Source organism: Desulfobacterales bacterium (genome assembly GCA_034520365.1).
In the GTDB taxonomy this organism is placed as follows: domain Bacteria; phylum Desulfobacterota; class Desulfobacteria; order Desulfobacterales; family Desulfosalsimonadaceae; genus M55B175.
Genome location: JAXHNP010000002.1, coordinates 377,997 through 396,065 on the forward strand (window position 1 = coordinate 377,997; position 18,069 = coordinate 396,065).

Sequence of the window (18,069 nt, forward strand, 5' to 3'; positions counted from 1 at the left end):
TTTAAATCTGTACCATAGAGGTTAAAAACGCTCCCGGTAGGCAATAAACCGGTCTTTGACCGTGGCCAAGGCTGATGCATCCGGATAGTCCTTAAGGTGGTCATAACATCTTTCAAGCCGGGCATCCAGCGGCGGATGGGTGGAAAACCAGGAGCCCTTGTGCGTGGCGGCCGCCTGCTTGGCCTTAAGCATCTCCAGCACCCGGATCATGCCCCGCGGGTCATAACCGGTGCGGTAGCCGAATTCCATGCCGGATTTGTCCGCTTCAAACTCCATATTCTTGTCAAGGCCTTTATCAAAGAGCACGGTCTGAAGATCGCCGATCATCGAGCGGTATTTCTTGCCCTCCTCGCTGTCCATATTAATGGTGCCGATCTTGCCCAGGCCTTCTAAGAATTTGGCCCGTCGGATGGACTGCAGGGCATGCTTATGCGATACATGGCCCACCTCATGGGCCAGTACGCAGGCCAGTTCGGCCTCATCGGACATGGACCGGACCAGCTGGGAACTCAGAAAAATAATCCCGCCCGGACAGGCAAACGCATTGTATAAAGGGCTTTCAACAACGACAAAATAATAGTTGATACCTGGCCGGATGGAATTTCCGGCCGCTGCTTTGCCGAGAATATTGACATATTCCTGGAGTTTTTTATCCGCCACCGGCAGTCCGTAACGCTGGAAGCCCTCAAGGGCCAGAGTTTCGCCGATATGGAATTCAGTCTCGTAATCCATGCCTTTCGCACTCTGGGCGATGCTGCCCAGCCCCTCCGCTGCCTGTCTGGCCTTCTGGATATCCTCGTTTTTGCCTTCCGGATCAAGGATTTTAAAAAGATCCATGGCATAGGCCGGGCTGGCCAGGCCAATGGCCAGTGGCGCGGCCAGTTTCAGGAACTGGCGCCGGGTCTTAAATTTTTGATGGCTGCCTTTTTTACCCATAATCCTATCCCCCATCATTATTCGGCGTATTCGCCGACATGGCCGTTTTCTAAAAATGATTCGAGTTCGCGCGCTGAGATGGATATGGAAAGCACCTGATCCAGCGCTTCCCGGCTTTGCTTCGGCGTACCGGTTTTCTCCGCATACGCCTTCGCCTCAGGCGAAAGCCCCCGGATACTGCGGGCACTGTCAGCGGTCTCGGTTTCAACCGAGCTGCCCCCTAATCCGCCGAGCAGTCCGCCGATGCCGCCGCCCTCATCTTCTTTTTCGCTATCTGCGATTTCTGGTTTGGTTTCAGAAACTTTGCCCCGGTAGACCCAGCCGGTCCGGCCATTTTCCGTGGTGACCTGATACCATCTGGATTCATAGGCCTGAACCGAAAGCTCGGCCCCGCGCTGAAGTTCGGCAATGGTATCCGAAGAAATAAAGCGTTCGGCTTTTAGATCCGCGCTCCCGGAAGTCACCCAGAGGATTTCTTCGCCTTCCGCAAAAGCAAGGCCTGCCGCTGCCAGACAGAAAACGGCCAGAAAAAACATCAGTTGAATGCGTGTTTTCATTTTTACTCCTCTTTTTTATTTAAAATCCCCCACCAATGTAAACGCGCCCCAGTAGCCCGGGTGCGGGTATCGGCCCTTTACGTGACGGGCGGCGGCGCGCAGGCTGTCCGCCTTATTGTTCACCGTATACCGGCGGTAGAAGGTCTTTATCAACATGGCGGTGGATACATCGCTTACCCGCCAGAGGCTTGAAATTATCGTGTGGGTGCCGGCATAAAAAAACGAGCGGTTCAATCCGATGATTTCATCCCCGGCTTCCACTTTTCCCAGGCCGGTCTGGCACGCACTTAAGCATACCATATCCGCCCGGATATCCAAGCCGAAAACTTCAGCCGCCCGCAGATTCCCGTCGGCTGTCAGGTCGGATAGACTTTTGGCGCCCGCCGGCCGGCTCAACTTGATGGCGGACATCAGCGGATTGACAGGATCAAATTCGCCGTGCGAGGCAATATGGATGATATCAAACCGGGCGATATTTTCTACCACCCAGGCCTCGGTCGCCTTCTCCCCGATGAGGGTGGTGATCTCCGGAAAATTCCAGTGGATGGAGTTTACCTCCTGCTCGGCAAAGGGCAGTTCCAGGGCCGGGTTTTCCAAATCCGGGTTGCCGATGGCAAGGACCTGGAGCTGGAGCTTGGGCCGCTTGATCCTTCGGGGCAGAGTATAATCCAGCACACTGGCGCTTGGCAGATAAAAAAGCGAAAACTCGTCAATCAGAAAATTCTCTCCGCTTGACAGGGTGGCAAAGGAGAGATAGTGCAGCGATCCATGGGGAATGATCCCCAGCGTATGGATGCCGTCAAGGGCCTCTATGACCGGCGCGATCAGCCGGTCGTACAGCTCTTTTGAATGGGTTTCATAGGGTTCCAGGTTCTGAATGATCCGCCGGTACCTATGCACCCGGGAGTTTAACCGGCTTTGATCCGAGGGAATGCGGAAAAGCCGGACCGGGGCATCGCCTGAGCCTGAGCCCGTCTGCGGATTTTTAAGCACCCAGCAGAGGAGTTCATCATCCAGTACATAATAGGACAAAAGCCCGGCGTCGGTTTCCAGGCGGCTGACAATTTTATCAGCACTTACGGTCGGAATGGAAATAAGTGTTGAGAGACGCGGGTGTTTGGCCTGGATATCCAGCATCAGGTTCTGCCGCTCATTTTTTAAATTTTTAAGCGCCGCCTGATAGGTTTGGACTTCACCCGCGTTTTCGGCAGCCGCCAGAAGCTGCTCAGTCGCCTCGATTTCAGCGGCCAGCACGGCCTGTTTATCATAGAGTTCGGTTTCAATCGCACTTCCCAGCGAAATTCGCTGGGTGCCCAGAAGATCGATGAAATTTCTGGATCGGGAGCGTTCCGCGATTTCAAACGCCGCCTCCGGCTGCGCCATATCCGCCAAAAGGCGGACCAGATCTTTATACACATCAAGCCGGTTTTCCATGAAATTTTCCTTGAGCTCTTTTACCTTTATGGCAGAGCGCATGGATTCGATGATGTCAATTGCATCGCGCAGATAGGTTTCAGCCGCCTCCCGGTCGTTTTCAAGGGCAAGGCTCACCCGGCCCAGGCCGTAAAGCGCCCGCCAATGGGTTTCCTTTATCCGCATTTTTTTTGACAGCGAAAGCGCCTCAGAATAGGCGTCTTTGGCGGATTCATAGGTTTTTAGGGCAAGCAGCGCATTGCCCAGGCCGAGCCGGGCTTTGGCGGCATTAATCTGATTGCCGATGGCATTTGACAGCTCAAATGCCTTTTCAAATAGCGGCACGGCAGTCTCTGGCTGCTTCATTTCAAGATAGGTCAGCCCTTTGTTCCGATAATCATAGGCCATGGCCCATTTGGATTGGAGCTCTGTATCAATGGCCAGGGCCTGATCAAATGTCTCAAGGGCTTTCTCATAGTCGCCCCGCTCCCGGTGCACCAGGCCGATGTTGTTCAGGGTGGAGGCGATTTCATCCGGCCGGATATCAAGCTGCCGGGCCTGTTTAAGGGCAATTTCCAGTTCCGTCAGGGATTTTTCAAAGTTCCCGAGCGACCACCAGATCAGCCCGGCCGTGTTTTTGGAGATCACTTCAAGCAGCGGGTAGTCTGTTTGCTCGGCCAGCTCATGGCACTTTCGCTGAAGCTTGAAGGCGGTTTCAAAATCCCCCTGGAACCAGGCATTGTTTGCCTGTTCGATGATGATTTTGGCTTTAAGCCGATTTTCATTTAGGCCGCTGCCGGCAGCCATTGAAAGCGCCTTCTCATACTGGTTCTCGGCTTTGGGAAAAATACCCAGCAGGCGATAGCATCGGCCGATATTCAGGCGGGCCTCTGCGGTTTTTTCCGGGTTGTCCATCTCCTTGTACAGGGCAAGGGCTTTTTCATAGTGCTGGATGGACTCGGGGTAGCGGTTTAACCTGAGATCATGGATGCGGCCGATGTTTAGATGCTGGGCGGCCAGCATCTGGCGGTCATTGATGTCCCGGCTTAATTGGGCCGCTTTTTGAAACCGGCTTAGTGCGGATTCATAATGGGTGGCATTCTCCAGAACCACCCCCAGATCCTTCATGGCAGCGGCCAGCTTCTGATCCGCGCCCAGCATGGCGAACATATCCACTGCCGTCTCGATCACCGGCACGGCCCGGTCATATTGGCTTTTCCGGGCATGGATGAGGCCCAGGGTCAGCATGGCCTCGGCATGGGCGCGGCTGTCCGGCTTTTCGGCTTCGAGTATTTCTGTCAGTTTCTCTGCAAACGCAAGCGCCTTTTCCAGATGTCCCGCCTGATATGCGGATTCCCGGCCAAACTGGTACAAGGCCGGCAGGTATTGGCTGAAATCCGGAACCTCAGAAGCGATGGATACGGCATGCTCAAAGTTGACCAGCGCTTCTTTCGGGTTGCCCTGATCAAAGGCTGAGCGGCCGGCCTTGATATAAGCGATAAAGTTTTTTCTGGCAAACTCGGCGGATTCATCCGGGGTCATGCCGGCATCCCCGATATAAAGCGGCCGGAAAGGTTGGCCCGTCATGGCAGTGGCATCAAAGGGGGTCATCTCTATATACCCGCTCAATAAATCCGCAATGCGGGTTTTTTCCTCGGAAAACGGCTGTTTAAGCAGGATCAGGCTCGGGCACCCGTAAATCGAAAACAAATGGGCAATGCGATCGATTTCCGACTCCGGCGGATCAGTGATAACAGACAGGGTCAGGCTGGAAGTCTGCGAAAGCAGATCCGCCAGGGGCAGACGCTTTCCAGATCCCGTATGAACCGCCAGAAACGATTCGGCTGATTCCCCGGCGTTGGTGGGGACGGTGGAAACCCGGGCCAAAGTGTGAGGCATGACAAGGGTATTTGCCGCCCTCAGCACATAGGAATCATTGACAGCGGACCGGTCTGCCGCGTCTTCCCAATTCATGACCTCAAACAGTTCCGCCAAACCGCTTAAATCGAACTCATCTGATATGCTGAGAAGATGCTGTTTAAAGGGTTTTTTACTGGAAAGACAGCGATACAGATGAGTTCCGCTTAAGGCCTGCGGATAGGGTTGTTCCGGATCAAGCGCCAACGGGGCTTCATAGGCAATATAGGTCAATTTTTCAGGGTCAAATTCAGACAGAGTTTGTCTGATGGCCTCCATATTTTTAGCAATCTTAACAGAAAGGCTCTCCGGTGTGATGATGAAGACCATATATGAAGGCTCGACCCTGCCCGTGGGAAATATCCGGAGCATGGCCTCGTCCTCTCCCAGGGCATCCATCACATCCATTGCCTCGGCGGGCCGGGGGCGTAAAAAATCCATGAAATCCGCTGTTATCGGGCCATCGCCATTCTGGGTGCGCGTCGGGAGAGAGCGGGAGGTGGAGATAAGCGCCTCATAGCGCGATCGAAGCCCGGAAAGTTTATCCGGATCCGGATTTTCCAGCTGATTTTCTGCTGCCAGCTGATCAGCGATTTTCTCCGCCCGGAGGGATGCGCCCAGGATCATCATGACCCGGTGTTGGGTCTCTTTGTCTTTAATCTGCCGGATCAGATCCGGCAGATTTTCGGTCTCAGATGTTAGAAGCGACTTTTCCCGGTCAAGCCGTTCTTTGATATACGGCTTTTTATCCGGATCCGCCGCATCCAGTTCCGTTTGATAGGTGTGTATCCGCAAAAGCCGCGGATACACACTCTCATAAAACGCGGCTTCGTTTTTCCCGGCCGGCTGGATGTGCTCTGCCGTCCGGTTGAAGCGCTCCAGCTCGGCAATTTGTTCGGCCAGGTTAAAGGCGGCTTCCGGATTTTCCGTTTTAAGCGTCTTGAAAACCAGGGGGCTGAATGGGTTTAGTATCTCCATGGGCTGACAGCCGGCCCGGGCCGGGCTTATATTGTTTTGGAGCACGGAGAAGGCTGCTTCAAGCCGCCCCAGTCCGGCAAGGGCCCGCCATTTGAAATCCGGAAGGACACCTTCTTCCGCGGCGGAAAGGGCGTTTTCAAAATGTTTATCCGCTGTTTGGCTCTCTTTCAGCTGATGGGCAAGGGCTGCGAGATTCAAATTCAGCCGGGCTTGAACTGCATAAGCCTCCCGGGCCGGCTGCAAATCCGTTTGCCCGCAAAGTTTAAGGCCTGCCGTAAAATGGCCGGCCGCACGGGTGAGGCGGTTCATTTTTTTCACCGCAGCGTCGGCACCTGCCCCGACCAAACGGCCGGCCGTCGCGGCATAGGCCACGCCCATTCGATTGTGGTATTCAGCCAGGCGAAGGGAGTTTCGGGTGGCAGCCGAGGCCTCAAGCAGGTCCCGGGTCTTACCCTCCAGGGCCTCAAATCTTTTTATCCGGGTATCTGTCAATCCGCGGCCCGGCTTATCCGCCGGGTGCATGGCTTCCATTCCCGCGGCCATGTTGGTGAGATTCATGGCCGCGCTGACCGGCGCCTGCATTTTCAGACAGAGCTCAGCCGAATAGGCGAACCGGTCAAAGGCTGTCTCGGGCTCGTCCATGGCATGGGCCAGAAGCCCGGCCCGGTGATAAAGAAGGGCCACGCCGTAGCGGTCGTTTTCAGAAACAGTATCGCCCATGGGGTATTCGTCGAGCTGTTTGTCAATATGGGCGCGGGCGGCGGCCAGGTCTCCCAATTCAAGACGGATGCGTGCGATAAATGTTTCCGCCAGGCGCTTTTCCTGTACTTCAGAGAATCCGTGAGCCGCCTCAGTTGCGCCGGCTGTATCCAGGGCGGTTTGAAAGGAAATATCAAAGAGGGCCTGGTTTTTCTTTTTTTTCTCCTTCTCCGGCTTGGGCACTCCGTGGGCGTTGACAAGTTCCGGCACCTTTTGGAACTCTTCTGCAGCGGTTTCAAGAAGGCGCCGCCGCTTGGCCCCGGTAAAGGTCCGGGCCTGGTGATAGGTGTTATAGGCGACGGCCCGCCGGTTTCCGGCCAGATTTCGGGTCAGGCCCTGTTTTTGATTTAAGTCAAAGGCTTTCCTGAATGCATTCACGGCACATTCCCAATCTTCAAGTTCCTGGCAGACAAGGCCCAACCGGTCGGTCATTTCAGTTTTCAGGGTGATCAGCCGGTCAAACCCTTTGGCTGCAGCCAGGGGGTCCATGCGCTCATCAATTTTTTCAAGCGCCCGGTTATAGGCGGTTTTGGCTTGTTTTGCGGCTCTGGCCTGAAAGGCGCATTCCCCTAAGCGTTTATAGAAAACAATCTCGGTATTCGGGTCTGAGAATTCCGCCTCCCGGTCCAGGCGTTTGGCATAGAATTCCAGGCCCTTGCCGTATTGACCGAGCAGATAAAATGCGTTTCCGATGTTTAGTTCCAGGTTGGCGGCATTTTCCGGGTTTACATCCGGATCGTTTAAAAAATAGGCCATTTTATAGGATTCCAGGGCGCGTTCAAGCTGTTCGGGTTTGTCGTAAACCGTTTCCGAGACCTCATAAATATAGCCAAGGGTTTGATGGAAATATTCCACATGCCCGTTTAAACGGACCGCCTGCTCAACCAGGTCCCGGGCCTCTTCAACGGTCTCTTCGGTTTCCAGATAGGTCAGGGCAAGTCCCGTGGTATAGAGCCAAATCGGTTCGTTCGGGTGCTGTTCAAGTTTTCGGCGGTAGTCGGCCAGTATTTGTTTTATATCACCGGCAGCGGCCGCACACTTGATGTAGCCCCGATGCGCAGGGATGATGGTTTCGTCATAGTCGATCAGCTCTTTGAAGGTGTTTCTGGCAGATGGGATTTCGCCCAGCCGGTACAGGAATTCTCCGGAAGATGCGGTTTTTCGGATATATCCGTTTCTGGCCAGCTGATAAATCCGGTCTGTGGACGGCCGCTGCGAAATCTCCTTTTCATAAAGATCAAGCGCCTGTCTGAAGCGCTCCTCCTGGTAAAGAAGCTCTGCCAGCGAAAACCGGGCTGCCGCCGCCGGGGTGTTCTTTTCAGCAAAGCTGTCAATAACAATTTGATAGGCCGACTTGGCGCTTTCCCGGTCTCCGGCGGCATAATATAGATCGCCGATCCGATTAAAGGCTGCCATGGCAAGCATCGGTATATCCGTGCGGCTTTCTTCCGCCATCCGGCGCAGGCGGTTGATTTTCATCTCCCGCGAGGCATCGGAAATTTCAGCCAGCGACACGTCAAGAAGGCGCTCCACCGCATCGTCTGTCCAGGGCCGCTGGTCGGGAAAACGCCTGAGCAGCCGTCGGTAAACCGTTTCAGCGGTTTGAGCGATTCCGGCCTGCTCATAGACCCCGGCCTTAAAAAAAAGAGCCTGGGCCATATGCGCGGGCAGTGTTTGATCATTGGCAATGATCGGATCTAGCCATTGCATGATCTTCAAAAATTCTGCAGATGCCTGTTTCTGCCGGATCATCAGCCGGGTTTTGGCAAAGGCGGCCGGTGCCCGGACTGAAAGCGTTTTTCCGGCTGAAAACGCCTCAATCTGTTGAATCGTCTGATCCAAAAGCTCCATACGCCGGGTTTGAGCGGCTGTTTGCTGAATTTTCCGCAGGCCTTCCAGCCGGATTTTCCGGATATGGGCAAGCGGTCCTTCGGGGGTGACATCCGGGTATGCCTCTGCGGTATATGCATAGATTTGTCGGGCGGCGTCGTTGAAATGTAACCGCTCTAATATTTCGCCGACGGCACAGCCGGCTTCAGCGGCAAACGCCGCGTTTTCAGCAAATGTTTCCAGGACCCGGTAATAAGCAAGCAGGGCCGGGTATGGTTCGGCCGGAAAGCGATCGGCAAGTTTTCGGGCAAGTTCAAGCTGGGTCCGGGCACTGTCCATAGCGGGAATGCGGCCGGCAGCCGGCAGGGTCCGGCAATTGGTTACCCCGGCCCGGTCAGACAGATAGAACAGGCGATTCTCTCGCACCCGGGGATGTATTGCTGAATGGTTCAATTGGGTCAATGGCCAGGCACGCGCATTTTCGGCTTCCGCGGCAATCCGGCATATAACGGAATTGTCGGCAGGGCTCAGGCGGCCGTCCTGATTGGTGTCTGAATCGATTCTCGAGAAGTAGATGTGCGTCCCGTCCGGCCCCCAGGCGGGATGCCGGTCAATGGCCGGTCCGCTGGTGATCTGCCGGGTGTTTTTGGTGGTAAGGTCATGGACAAAGACATCCCCGCCCGCATCCGCCCTGAAAGAAATAAAGGCCAGTTTATGTCCGTCCGGGGACACGGCCGCGGACATACCGTCCCCGCCGGTATTGACAGGCTTTGGGGCGGCCTGCGGCTGCCCGGGATCAAGAATGGCCAGATGATTTTGGCCGTTTGATTCTGCCTGGTTGAAAAAAATCCGTCGGCCGTCGGCTGAAAACACAGGCATGTCATCCGCCGTATCCCGGCCGGTGAGCCGGACCGGCGGTGTATCCGGGGTTTTGAGGTTTAACAGAAAAATATCACCTTTGGCATCAAACCGGGTATCCACATAGGCGAGGTGTTTGCCGTCCGGAGACAGGGCAGGGGCGCGTTTGGCCGACGGGGCGGAAACAAGTTCGCGCGGCAGTCTGAACACCGCCGTATCAGCTGAGCTTATCCACAGCCTGGACCTTGTGCGGCCGCCGGTGACATAGACGATATCCCCGCCGTCTGCTGAGACCGCCATATCCAGCACCGGCTCGGTTTCTGCGGTGACCTGAAGCGGCGGTATAACCGGGTTTTTATTGTCGGCCCGGGCATGGGCGAAGGGCAGCAAAGCTGCCAGAAACAGCCACACGCATGCGGTTACGCCTACAATTTTATATGATCCATGAATCTTCATCAGGACTCTTTCTTGGTTTTCCATGACCCGTCTTCCGTCTGTATCCTGACTCCGGCGGCCGCGTTTTCCGCCTGAATCCGGGCAAAAATACGCTCTACCCGCGGCATATCCGATTCCTTTAAATTCTCATTCATGTAGATCACCCGCTCCATGAGCTGTTTTCGGGCGGTGTTTACCCGGGAGACCACATGCTCAAACTCGGATTCCGAAAACCGATCGGAAAAATCCTTCAGATCTTCAGGCACATTCTTCTTTTCCATGGCAAACGGTTCAATATAGCCCTGGTTGTTCTCCCCGACCCAGCCCAGCCGCTTGAATGTTTCCAGATCGTCGGCATGAAAATCAAGGGTCTGCATGGCGGTGATGGCGTCTTTGTATTCCCGGCTGTGCCTTGGCGGCTCGCTGATTGCCCCGCTTTCATCCACGCCCCGGACCGAGGCGGCCAGAAGCATCTGGGCGTCCAGGGCGTTGTAGGTACCAAGCACCTGATTCTCCAAAGCGGTCCGCTCGCTCACCATCTCCACATCAACCCGGGCCAGCGTGCAGCCGGTGACCAGCGTCAACAGTAAAATGCAAATTACATATTTCATAGGATGTGTCCTTTCCTTTTCATCTATCAAACACCTCTTCAGCTGCCAGGGTTTCCGCGCTCGCAAGATCAAGGAGCTGTATAATTGGCGCCATGACCGAAAGAGTGTTCGCATAGGCTTGAATCCCCGGCAGCCGGGCAATGTTTAAGCGCTGAAGCGGGGGGATGGAAATCGGCACGGATTTCACCAGAACGCTTCCTTCCAGTGACAGAAACCCGTCCTTGATAGATAATTGAACCTGCTTGGGCGAGCCCATGCGAAGCAGGCGGCGCTGGGAGACAATGGCCTCATTGCTCTCATAGGGGTCCAGGGCGTAGAGGAGCCGTTCCAGAGCGCGGCTGCCGATTTTTCGGAATTCAATCACCACTTCCGCATTCTCCAGCAGATTCTCCATTTTTCGGGCCACCGGAATGTTGGCATATATGGCCCCGCTGATTTCAGATGCCCCGCTTTTCATGTCTGCCGCGGCTTCCGGAAAAATGGAGGCTGCATCCAGGCCGGTAAAATTCATCCGGGTTTCCAGAAAATATCCGCCGGATTGCGGATTGATCAGCAGATCGCCGATCAGCGTGCCGCCAAGAATATCGAGTTTCAAAGAGTCGATGGCCGGTAGGCCCCGGGAAAGCCCGATATTAATCCGGGAGGGGCCGATCCTGATCGGCACACCGGCGGCGGAGATTTTCCCGGACTGTAAAGAAATCCCCTGTTTGCGGTCTGCATGACCTGTAAGCGGGTTCATGCTGCCGCTAAAGGCGCCGGCTGCTGTCGCATCTGTCATTAAAGAGTCCCGGCTGCCCTGCATCATCTGCTGCGAAAGCCGGGTGCTTGACCTGTCGCCATCTGTCATGGATGCCGCCGGCTTGATTGTCACTTTCCTGGATAATCCAATATTGCCGTTTATGCCGGAGAAAGCAAACAGATCCCCCATTTCTGCGGAAAACTCCCGCATATTCAGTTGAACATCAGCCTCCACCGTATCCGCAGGCCGTTTCTGCACCGTAACGGAACTTTCAATGGCGCCGTTTACGTCAATGGCGCTTAAAGCCGGGAGCTTGAAATTCTTTAATGCCCGGCTCTCCTGAAGCGTAACATTTGCTGCTGCCCGGCCGCTGATTTGTTGAAAAATTTCATAGGGGGACTTTGCCCAAATATCCGGTGTTATGCCGTCCAAAGCGATCTCGATGGATTGATCAATATTGCCTGGCTGGATTTGAAGGTGCTGGGTGACATTCATCCGGTCCAATCCCTTATGCCTGAGATCAAGCATGAACCGGCCGGACACTGGATCCGCCGGCTGCATACCCATTACATCCATAACCCGATTGATATGGATTTGACTGGAGAGTTTGCCATCGGCATTCTTTCCGGAAAGCGTATAGGCAAAAAGCGGATCGCCTGAAATCCCGTCAATGGTAACGCGGTCGTCTTTATCCTTCTGATACCTGAGGCCACCGTCCGCCAGGTTGAGGGTAATTTTGCAAAGATCCAGAAAACCCAAATTTTCGTTAATCTTAAAAGCCTTCAGGTCTTCCAATTGCCTGGGATCAGGGCGCCTGCCGGCAATTTGGACACGTACGTTCGCATCTCCGGAAGCCTCCATATTCAATCGCTCTTCAAGGTGTAAGGCCTTCACAATCCGGTCTAAGCGGATGTCTGAGACGAGATCCGCATGAAAATGGTTTTTGCCGCTCTGTTCGGCAGCAGCAGTGAGATTCAGGGTGATCATGCCGCCCGCATCAACACCTAGATTCAGACCCTTCATATCCACATCCCAGGTTTCCATGTCATTGAGCTGGAATTCGGCAAGGGAGAGGTCCAGACCGGCGCTGGTTTCGGGCAGTCCATAGGCTGAATTTTCAATATGTACGCCGGGGATTTTGATGTGCACGTGATCAATGGTGCCGGCAGCTTTTCCATCCGGGTGGACTGCCATGCTTACATCCAGCGACTGGCTCGTCTCGCTTAGCGCGAGCAAATCCTCTAGTTCGAAGGAGCTCATTTTCGCGGTATTGGATAGCTCAAATTCCCCGGACACCCCCAGCGGCGAATCCTCTTCCATACTTATTTGACCGGCTTTGACACGGAGGCTGTCAAGGGAAAATCCCCGCATGGACATGCGCGTTTCCCCGGCCTCATAAGTCAGGTGTCCAATATTGACAGCGGCTCGCAGTTCGGCGGATGAGGGCATCAGATCGTCAAGCACGGCATTGACGGATTGAAACGCGACGCCCGCATCTTCAATTTTAATCCCTTCAGCCGCTTCAATGCCGGTTTGATAGCCCACACCGGATGTATTCAGTTCAAGCGCTTGTATATTAATTGAAGTTTGCCCGGCGGGCAGGCGCCCCTTTATCCGGATTTTTTCAATGGATAAATCAGTATGGCTGTCAGCTGTTTGCCCAGGGATAAGCCCGGGCGGCAGGTAATCTTTGCCAAAAGCAGCCATTTCCTTAAGGTCCACATGAACCGGTGCAATCGTAAAATCCACGGCCGGTGCAGGACTTTTCAAATCCCGGAGGCTGCCGCGGCATGTCAGGCGGGTGTTTGCCAAAAGTTTAATTTCTGACTGATCCAGTTTCAGATCAAACTTGTCGAGATCCATTTCTCCGGCTGCTGCCACGCGCATATCCCCCGGCCCCAGGCTGTTTCCGGAAAGCATTTTTCCGGCAAGAGAAACGGCTTTGCCGCTGAGTGCGGCATCAAAGCCAATGATATCCGGTGCCGTCCGGGCGGCCTCGGCTTTTAGCTCCATGTGCCCGTTTATGTCACTATTATCTAAAAGTTTTGGCAGCAGCGGGGCTGCGGCGCCGGCAAGGGCTTTAAGATCAAGCGAGACACTGGCTTTAATGCCTGTATCCGCCATATCACCCTGAACATGAACCGCAGCCCCCGGCAGATCAGCATCTATTCGGGCGGCCACGCGATTAAGCCGCATCTGCCTTGAAGAATCAAACAGATTTTGCACTGTGCCATTGATGGCAGCATGGGGCAGGTCCTGGCCATTTACCGAGATATCCGCGGCAATGGATGCACTCACCGGCTTTCCAACCACATCCGGTGCCTTCAGATGAATATCCCCGTTTTTGACGCGATAGTGCCGGCCCGCCGCTTGATCCTGGTAAGTGATAGAAATGTCCGCCAGATGAATATCCGTGGAGATATCTAAAGGCAGCTTAAAGGGCGTTTTGGATGCTTCCGGTTCAGGCGGTTTCTCCTTTTCAGGCCTTTGGGGTCCGCCAAACGCTTCCGCGAGATTCAGCCGGCCGGCTTGGTCCCGAACCAGATGGATAACCGGGCTTTCCACAAAAAACGAAAAATTCAACCGCCGCTTGAATAAATCCGAAATTTCTATTTCCAGATGGGCGCGGGGGATTTCTGCCATGGGTTTAGGGGAAAAATCCGGATGGCCTGGAATCTTTATCCCTTTAGCTGTAAATCCGCTCTTCCATGACCAGTTAATTTTCTGAATTTGAACCGGGTGGGGCAGCGCAGTATCCAGCTGCATTAATATAAATTGATTTGCGCGGTCGGTGGATACAATTGTTGGCAAAAAGGCTATCAGTAGTAAAGCCAGAATTAAGACAAGCCCTAACAGCCCGATAAGGGCTATCAGAGCCTTGGATAAGATTCGGCGTAACCGCCCGTAAGGCTTACTTGATGTCATTTGATCCTTATTCGTACGAAAACAGCAGGCCTCTTTGTTTTTTTGCGTATTCCAGGCATTTTTCCCAATCCTCCCGATAAGCTTCCTCCACCTTTCGGATCATATGAGGCGGTATCAGAGGATCTTTCATTCACTGTACCTGCATCCGTTGAATAGGCTTGATAATACCGCAGCATGGGAGCAGGCCCATGCTGCGGTAAACAAAAACGCAGGGATCAGACGATTTCCATGAGCTGGATTTCAAATGTCAGGTCTTTGCCGGCCAGGGGATGGTTGGCATCCAGCGTGACCTCCTCATCTGAGACATTGGTGACAATTACAAACATGCTGTTGCCGTCTTCCTGCTTAAGCTCCAGTTCAAGCCCCGGTTCAGGCTGAATATGCTCAGGAAATTTGTTTTTTTCCACTTCAATCACCATATCCTCATGATACTGGCCATAAGCCTTTTCCGGCGGAATCATGGTTGTTTTGTTTTCTTCCGGATTCATCCCGATAACCGCCTCCTCGACCCCGGGAATGACCTGACCGTCTCCGATCACAAATTCCAGGGGTTCGTTTTCCCCGGATGTGTCAAATACCGTTCCATCATCAAATTTTCCGGTATAATGAATCCTGACAGTGTCTCCTTCTTTTGCTTCTGGCATAAAATGTGCTCCTTTATTTACGATTTTTTTTACTTCAACCCGGCAAAAAAGCATTTGCGGCAATGCCTGTTTTATCCGCCGGCTAAATATGGATTGTCAGCTATTTCTGAGAATGCCCGAACAGATCAAGAGGGTGCGGCTGTCAATTTGCGGCAAAAATACGGGATCAGAAAAGTCATGAATGTTTTATGCTCAAAGCCTCATGGGCTTTAGGTTACCTGATAACAGTAAATCATTATTGAATATCATGCAAGGATGGATCTGCTGGAAAAAGATATAGACAGAAAATAAACGCATTAAACGATTTTTTATATTTCGAGGTGAATCTCTATCGCCGGATGACATTAAAATAGTGCAAGCATTAGCGCAAGAATTGGTTTCATATTACCAAATGTTATGGCAAAATAGATACCGGTTTTGAATGAAACCCGAATTTAGGTGAAAATCCCTGATTAACCTCTGACGCAAAAAAGCGTGCCAGCCATGAATGATCAAGAAATTGAAAACCGGGCCCGGGAAGTTGTTAACAAATTCCGCGCGGCGGTTGACGCGAAGGATCATAGAAAAAAAAAGAAGGGAAAAAGCGCTTATGCGGCTATGATAAGCGGCATCTGTGTGCTGATCTGTGTCAGTCTGCTGGTGCTTTATCTAAATGTTTCTGACAGCCCGCCGCCGGAAGTGGCCCTGCATCATTCGGCGCGCATTGCGCTGGATGCCGGAAGAGCCCAAAACGAATTACCACCCTCTGATGTACGACAACACTCCAAACCTACGGATGTTTCGCAAAAGAAGGTATCGCCTGAAACCGTCTCCGACAAGGAGACAGGAAAATCTGCCCCCCTTTTGGCGGAAACGCCTGCTGATTCAAACCAAACCGACTCAATGCCCCCGGAGCAATCCGCTGAATCCGCTGAATCCGAGGCAGAGCCGGCAGCGTCGGCAGAACCGACTGAATCTCATAAAACCCCAAGTTCGCCTGAGCCCTCTCAAACAAAGACAGAGATCCCAAACAAAGCCGCGGAACCAAAAAAAAAGGGACTTGACGGCATTCGGATCGCAAAAATCGTTGCCTGCCAAAAGGTTGAAAACAAACAGTACGTATCCCCGGGCACTGAATTTTCGATACAAGAGGGCAGTCGCCCGGAAGTCTGGGTTTGGATGGATGTGCGCTCGGATAAAAGCCGGCTCCCCTATCTGCTGCGGCACGAGTATTATTTCAATGAGCAAAAATATGCCGCGGTGGTTTTGGATGTTAAATATCCGCGCATGCGGACATGGAGCAATATCACCCTTGATCATGAAAAATATGCGGGCGACTGGCGGGTCGAGGTGGTGACAGCGGATAAACAGAAAATCACCGAGACCCGATTTACTGTAATCCCTTAGACATTGGCGCCAGGAGGGCAGTTTGAAAATATATAGCCGGCTTTATCATTATGCGTTGGGCCGCTGGATTATCCTGATGCTGGCATTAATTGCCGCACCTTTTAGCATTTATCCGCCGGCGTGGGGCGGAGAAACTGCAAACGAAACGATAAACGTGGAGCAGGCCGTTATTTGTGAGACCATCCAGGATTTACAGCCGGTGCATCCGGCCATCGCATTCTCTATCAAAATCGGCAGAGTCAGCTGCTACACGGAGTTTTCCAATATTCCCCGCGAAACGCTCATCTTTCATCGCTGGTACCGGCGGGATTCGCTGGTGACTGAGAAAAAGCTCGTCCTGAAACCTCCCCAGTGGTCCACATACAGCAGCATTCAGCTGCGTGAATCCGATAAAGGCCCCTGGCGCGTCGATATCGTCGATGCCCGCGATAGGACGTTAAAAACCCTTAGATTCAGTGTTACCGAATAGATTTGATGCCGCCTCTGGAACCTTTGACCTCTATTATCCGATGGCAGGATATCCTGGATATCCTGTTAAACAGTTATATTCTTTTCCGTCTCTATGTGCTGTTTCGCGGAACCCATGTAATTCGCGTCGTTGCCGGCCTGGCCCTGCTATGGCTGTTTCAGCGCGTGGCCTCACAGATGGGGCTGATCGTTACGAGCTGGGCCATGCAGGGCATTATTGCCGCGGCGGCTTTGATTATCATTATTGTTTTTCGCAATGAAATCCGAAATGTGCTCCAGGCCCAGAATCTTCGGGCCATCCTATGGGGATTTCCCAAAAAAAATCTTCAGACCCCGGTGGATATCCTGACAGAAAGCGTCAGCGAACTTTCCCGCAGACGGATCGGCGCGCTGATTATTCTGCCGGGAAAAGAGGATCTGCGGGATATGGTGCAGGGCGGCGTGGACTGGCAGGGGTTGATTTCCCGCGAGATGCTGCTTTCTATTTTCTGGAACGGCAATCCGGTCCATGACGGGGCTGCCGTGATTGAGGGCAGCCGGATTGCCCGGGTGGGAACCATCCTGCCGTTAAGCCAGCGGCAGGATCTGCCCCAGCGGTTTGGCACAAGGCACCGGGCCGCGCTCGGCCTGGCGCAGAACTCCGATGCCATGGTCATTGTTGTCTCTGAAGAAAGCGGCAACGTCATTATTGCCAGGGGGCATGATATTATTGATATCCATGACAATCAGGTGCTGCGCTACAATATCCGCAAACATCTGGGCATCGGATTGGCGCCGGCAAAAGGCCTAAAGCGAGAAACCGTGGAACTCTCCATTGCGGGGCTCCTGTGTCTGGTATGTATGACCGGTATATGGTTTAGCTTTACCAAGGGAATGGAAACCCTCACCACCATGGAACTGCCGGTGGAGTTTGTCAACCGCGCGTCCGGACTGGAAATTTTTGACACCTCATCCAGTACGGCCAAGCTCTACCTAAGCGGTTCCGGGGCGCTGATTAAAAATATGCGATCCGATCAGGTAAAGATCTCGGTGGATTTAAGCCAGGCGGATATCGGCGCAAACGTGTATAATTTAAACGGTGAAAATGTGAGCCTGCCCCCTGGTATCCGATTAAACCGGATTGAACCGTCCGTATTAACGGTTACTTTGGATAAGCTGACCACAAAGATGATCCCCATCCAGGTTAACTGGGTCGGGGAAATGCCCGAAGGCATGCTGCTGAAAAGCGCGGATTTAACCCCCCCGGCGGTTAAGGTGGTTGGCGCAAGTCAACGGCTGGCGGAAACCCAAACCATTTACACGGAGCCGATAAAACTTGGCCAGCTCAGGGCCTCCGGCACATTGACCGCCAAGCTGCTTTTCGAACCCACATCCCTTCAGGCAGCCAAAGGGGCGGACGACCGCGTTAAAGTCAGCTATGTAATGAAACCACGCGATCCCTGATGGCTTCGCAAAAAGTCCAATATCTTTGTTGCGCTGCATCCCTCGGAATTTCACGTACGATTAATTACGCTGCATTCCTCGGGATTTGCGCGCCGCGATCTTGAACATTTTGCTTTGCCATCTCAAAATTGCCTTTTTACGAGACTGTGATCCCTGAGACGTGTGAAGGC

Annotated in this window: 9 protein-coding genes; 3 read left to right on the plus strand and 6 right to left on the minus strand. The window is 53.4% G+C overall.

Annotated elements, in window-relative coordinates:
- Positions 1-21: 21 nt before the first annotated feature.
- The 6 genes from U5L07_01970 to U5L07_01995 all read right to left on the minus strand — a co-directional run bounded on the left by U5L07_01970 (position 22) and on the right by U5L07_01995 (position 14,602).
- The gene (locus U5L07_01970) at positions 22-936 is read right to left on the minus strand and encodes a M48 family metalloprotease (GenBank protein ID MDZ7830499.1); all 915 of its coding nucleotides are present in this window, start codon (positions 934-936) and stop codon (positions 22-24) included.
- A 17-nt stretch (positions 937-953) separates the two neighbouring features.
- Positions 954-1,493, minus strand: coding sequence for an SH3 domain-containing protein (locus U5L07_01975; protein MDZ7830500.1), 540 nt, complete (start codon positions 1,491-1,493; stop codon positions 954-956).
- A gap of 15 nt (positions 1,494-1,508) precedes the next feature.
- The gene (locus U5L07_01980) at positions 1,509-9,728 is read right to left on the minus strand and encodes a tetratricopeptide repeat protein (protein MDZ7830501.1); all 8,220 of its coding nucleotides are present in this window, start codon (positions 9,726-9,728) and stop codon (positions 1,509-1,511) included.
- Positions 9,704-10,294 carry a DUF1318 domain-containing protein gene (locus U5L07_01985; protein ID MDZ7830502.1) on the minus strand — a complete coding sequence of 197 codons (591 nt, stop codon included), beginning with the start codon at positions 10,292-10,294 and terminating at the stop codon, positions 9,704-9,706. The genes U5L07_01980 and U5L07_01985 overlap by 25 nt, the downstream gene beginning before the upstream one ends.
- Before the next feature lie 19 nt (positions 10,295-10,313).
- Positions 10,314-13,958 carry an AsmA family protein gene (locus U5L07_01990; protein ID MDZ7830503.1) on the minus strand — a complete coding sequence of 1,215 codons (3,645 nt, stop codon included), beginning with the start codon at positions 13,956-13,958 and terminating at the stop codon, positions 10,314-10,316.
- A 215-nt stretch (positions 13,959-14,173) separates the two neighbouring features.
- A complete protein-coding gene (locus U5L07_01995; GenBank protein MDZ7830504.1) occupies positions 14,174-14,602 on the minus strand; it encodes a peptidylprolyl isomerase in 429 nt (142 codons plus the stop codon).
- A 483-nt stretch (positions 14,603-15,085) separates the two neighbouring features.
- Between U5L07_01995 and U5L07_02000 the strand changes: the two genes are divergently transcribed.
- Genes U5L07_02000 through U5L07_02010 form a run of 3 tightly spaced genes read left to right on the plus strand, consistent with a single transcriptional unit; the run spans position 15,086 to position 17,899 of the window.
- A complete protein-coding gene (locus U5L07_02000; GenBank protein ID MDZ7830505.1) occupies positions 15,086-15,988 on the plus strand; it encodes a DUF2914 domain-containing protein in 903 nt (300 codons plus the stop codon).
- 22 nt (positions 15,989-16,010) lie between these two features.
- Positions 16,011-16,457 (plus strand): DUF2914 domain-containing protein, encoded by a 447-nt coding sequence (locus U5L07_02005; protein MDZ7830506.1) that lies wholly within the window; start codon positions 16,011-16,013, stop codon positions 16,455-16,457.
- Positions 16,458-16,462: 5 nt separating this feature from the next.
- The gene (locus U5L07_02010; GenBank protein MDZ7830507.1) at positions 16,463-17,899 is read left to right on the plus strand and encodes a diadenylate cyclase; all 1,437 of its coding nucleotides are present in this window, start codon (positions 16,463-16,465) and stop codon (positions 17,897-17,899) included.
- Positions 17,900-18,069 lie beyond the last annotated feature (170 nt).

Excerpts from the sequence above, each read along its gene's own strand:
- U5L07_01985 (MDZ7830502.1), bottom strand. The coding sequence starts at position 10,294 with ATGAAATATGTAATTTGCATTTTACTGTTGACGCTGGTCACCGGCTGC.
- U5L07_01975 (MDZ7830500.1), bottom strand. The coding sequence starts at position 1,493 with ATGAAAACACGCATTCAACTGATGTTTTTTCTGGCCGTTTTCTGTCTG.
- U5L07_01980 (MDZ7830501.1), bottom strand. The coding sequence starts at position 9,728 with ATGGAAAACCAAGAAAGAGTCCTGATGAAGATTCATGGATCATATAAA.
- U5L07_01990 (MDZ7830503.1), bottom strand. The coding sequence starts at position 13,958 with ATGACATCAAGTAAGCCTTACGGGCGGTTACGCCGAATCTTATCCAAG.
- U5L07_02000 (MDZ7830505.1), top strand. The coding sequence starts at position 15,086 with ATGAATGATCAAGAAATTGAAAACCGGGCCCGGGAAGTTGTTAACAAA.
- U5L07_01970 (MDZ7830499.1), bottom strand. The coding sequence starts at position 936 with ATGGGTAAAAAAGGCAGCCATCAAAAATTTAAGACCCGGCGCCAGTTC.
- U5L07_01995 (MDZ7830504.1), bottom strand. The coding sequence starts at position 14,602 with ATGCCAGAAGCAAAAGAAGGAGACACTGTCAGGATTCATTATACCGGA.
- U5L07_02010 (MDZ7830507.1), top strand. The coding sequence starts at position 16,463 with ATGCCGCCTCTGGAACCTTTGACCTCTATTATCCGATGGCAGGATATC.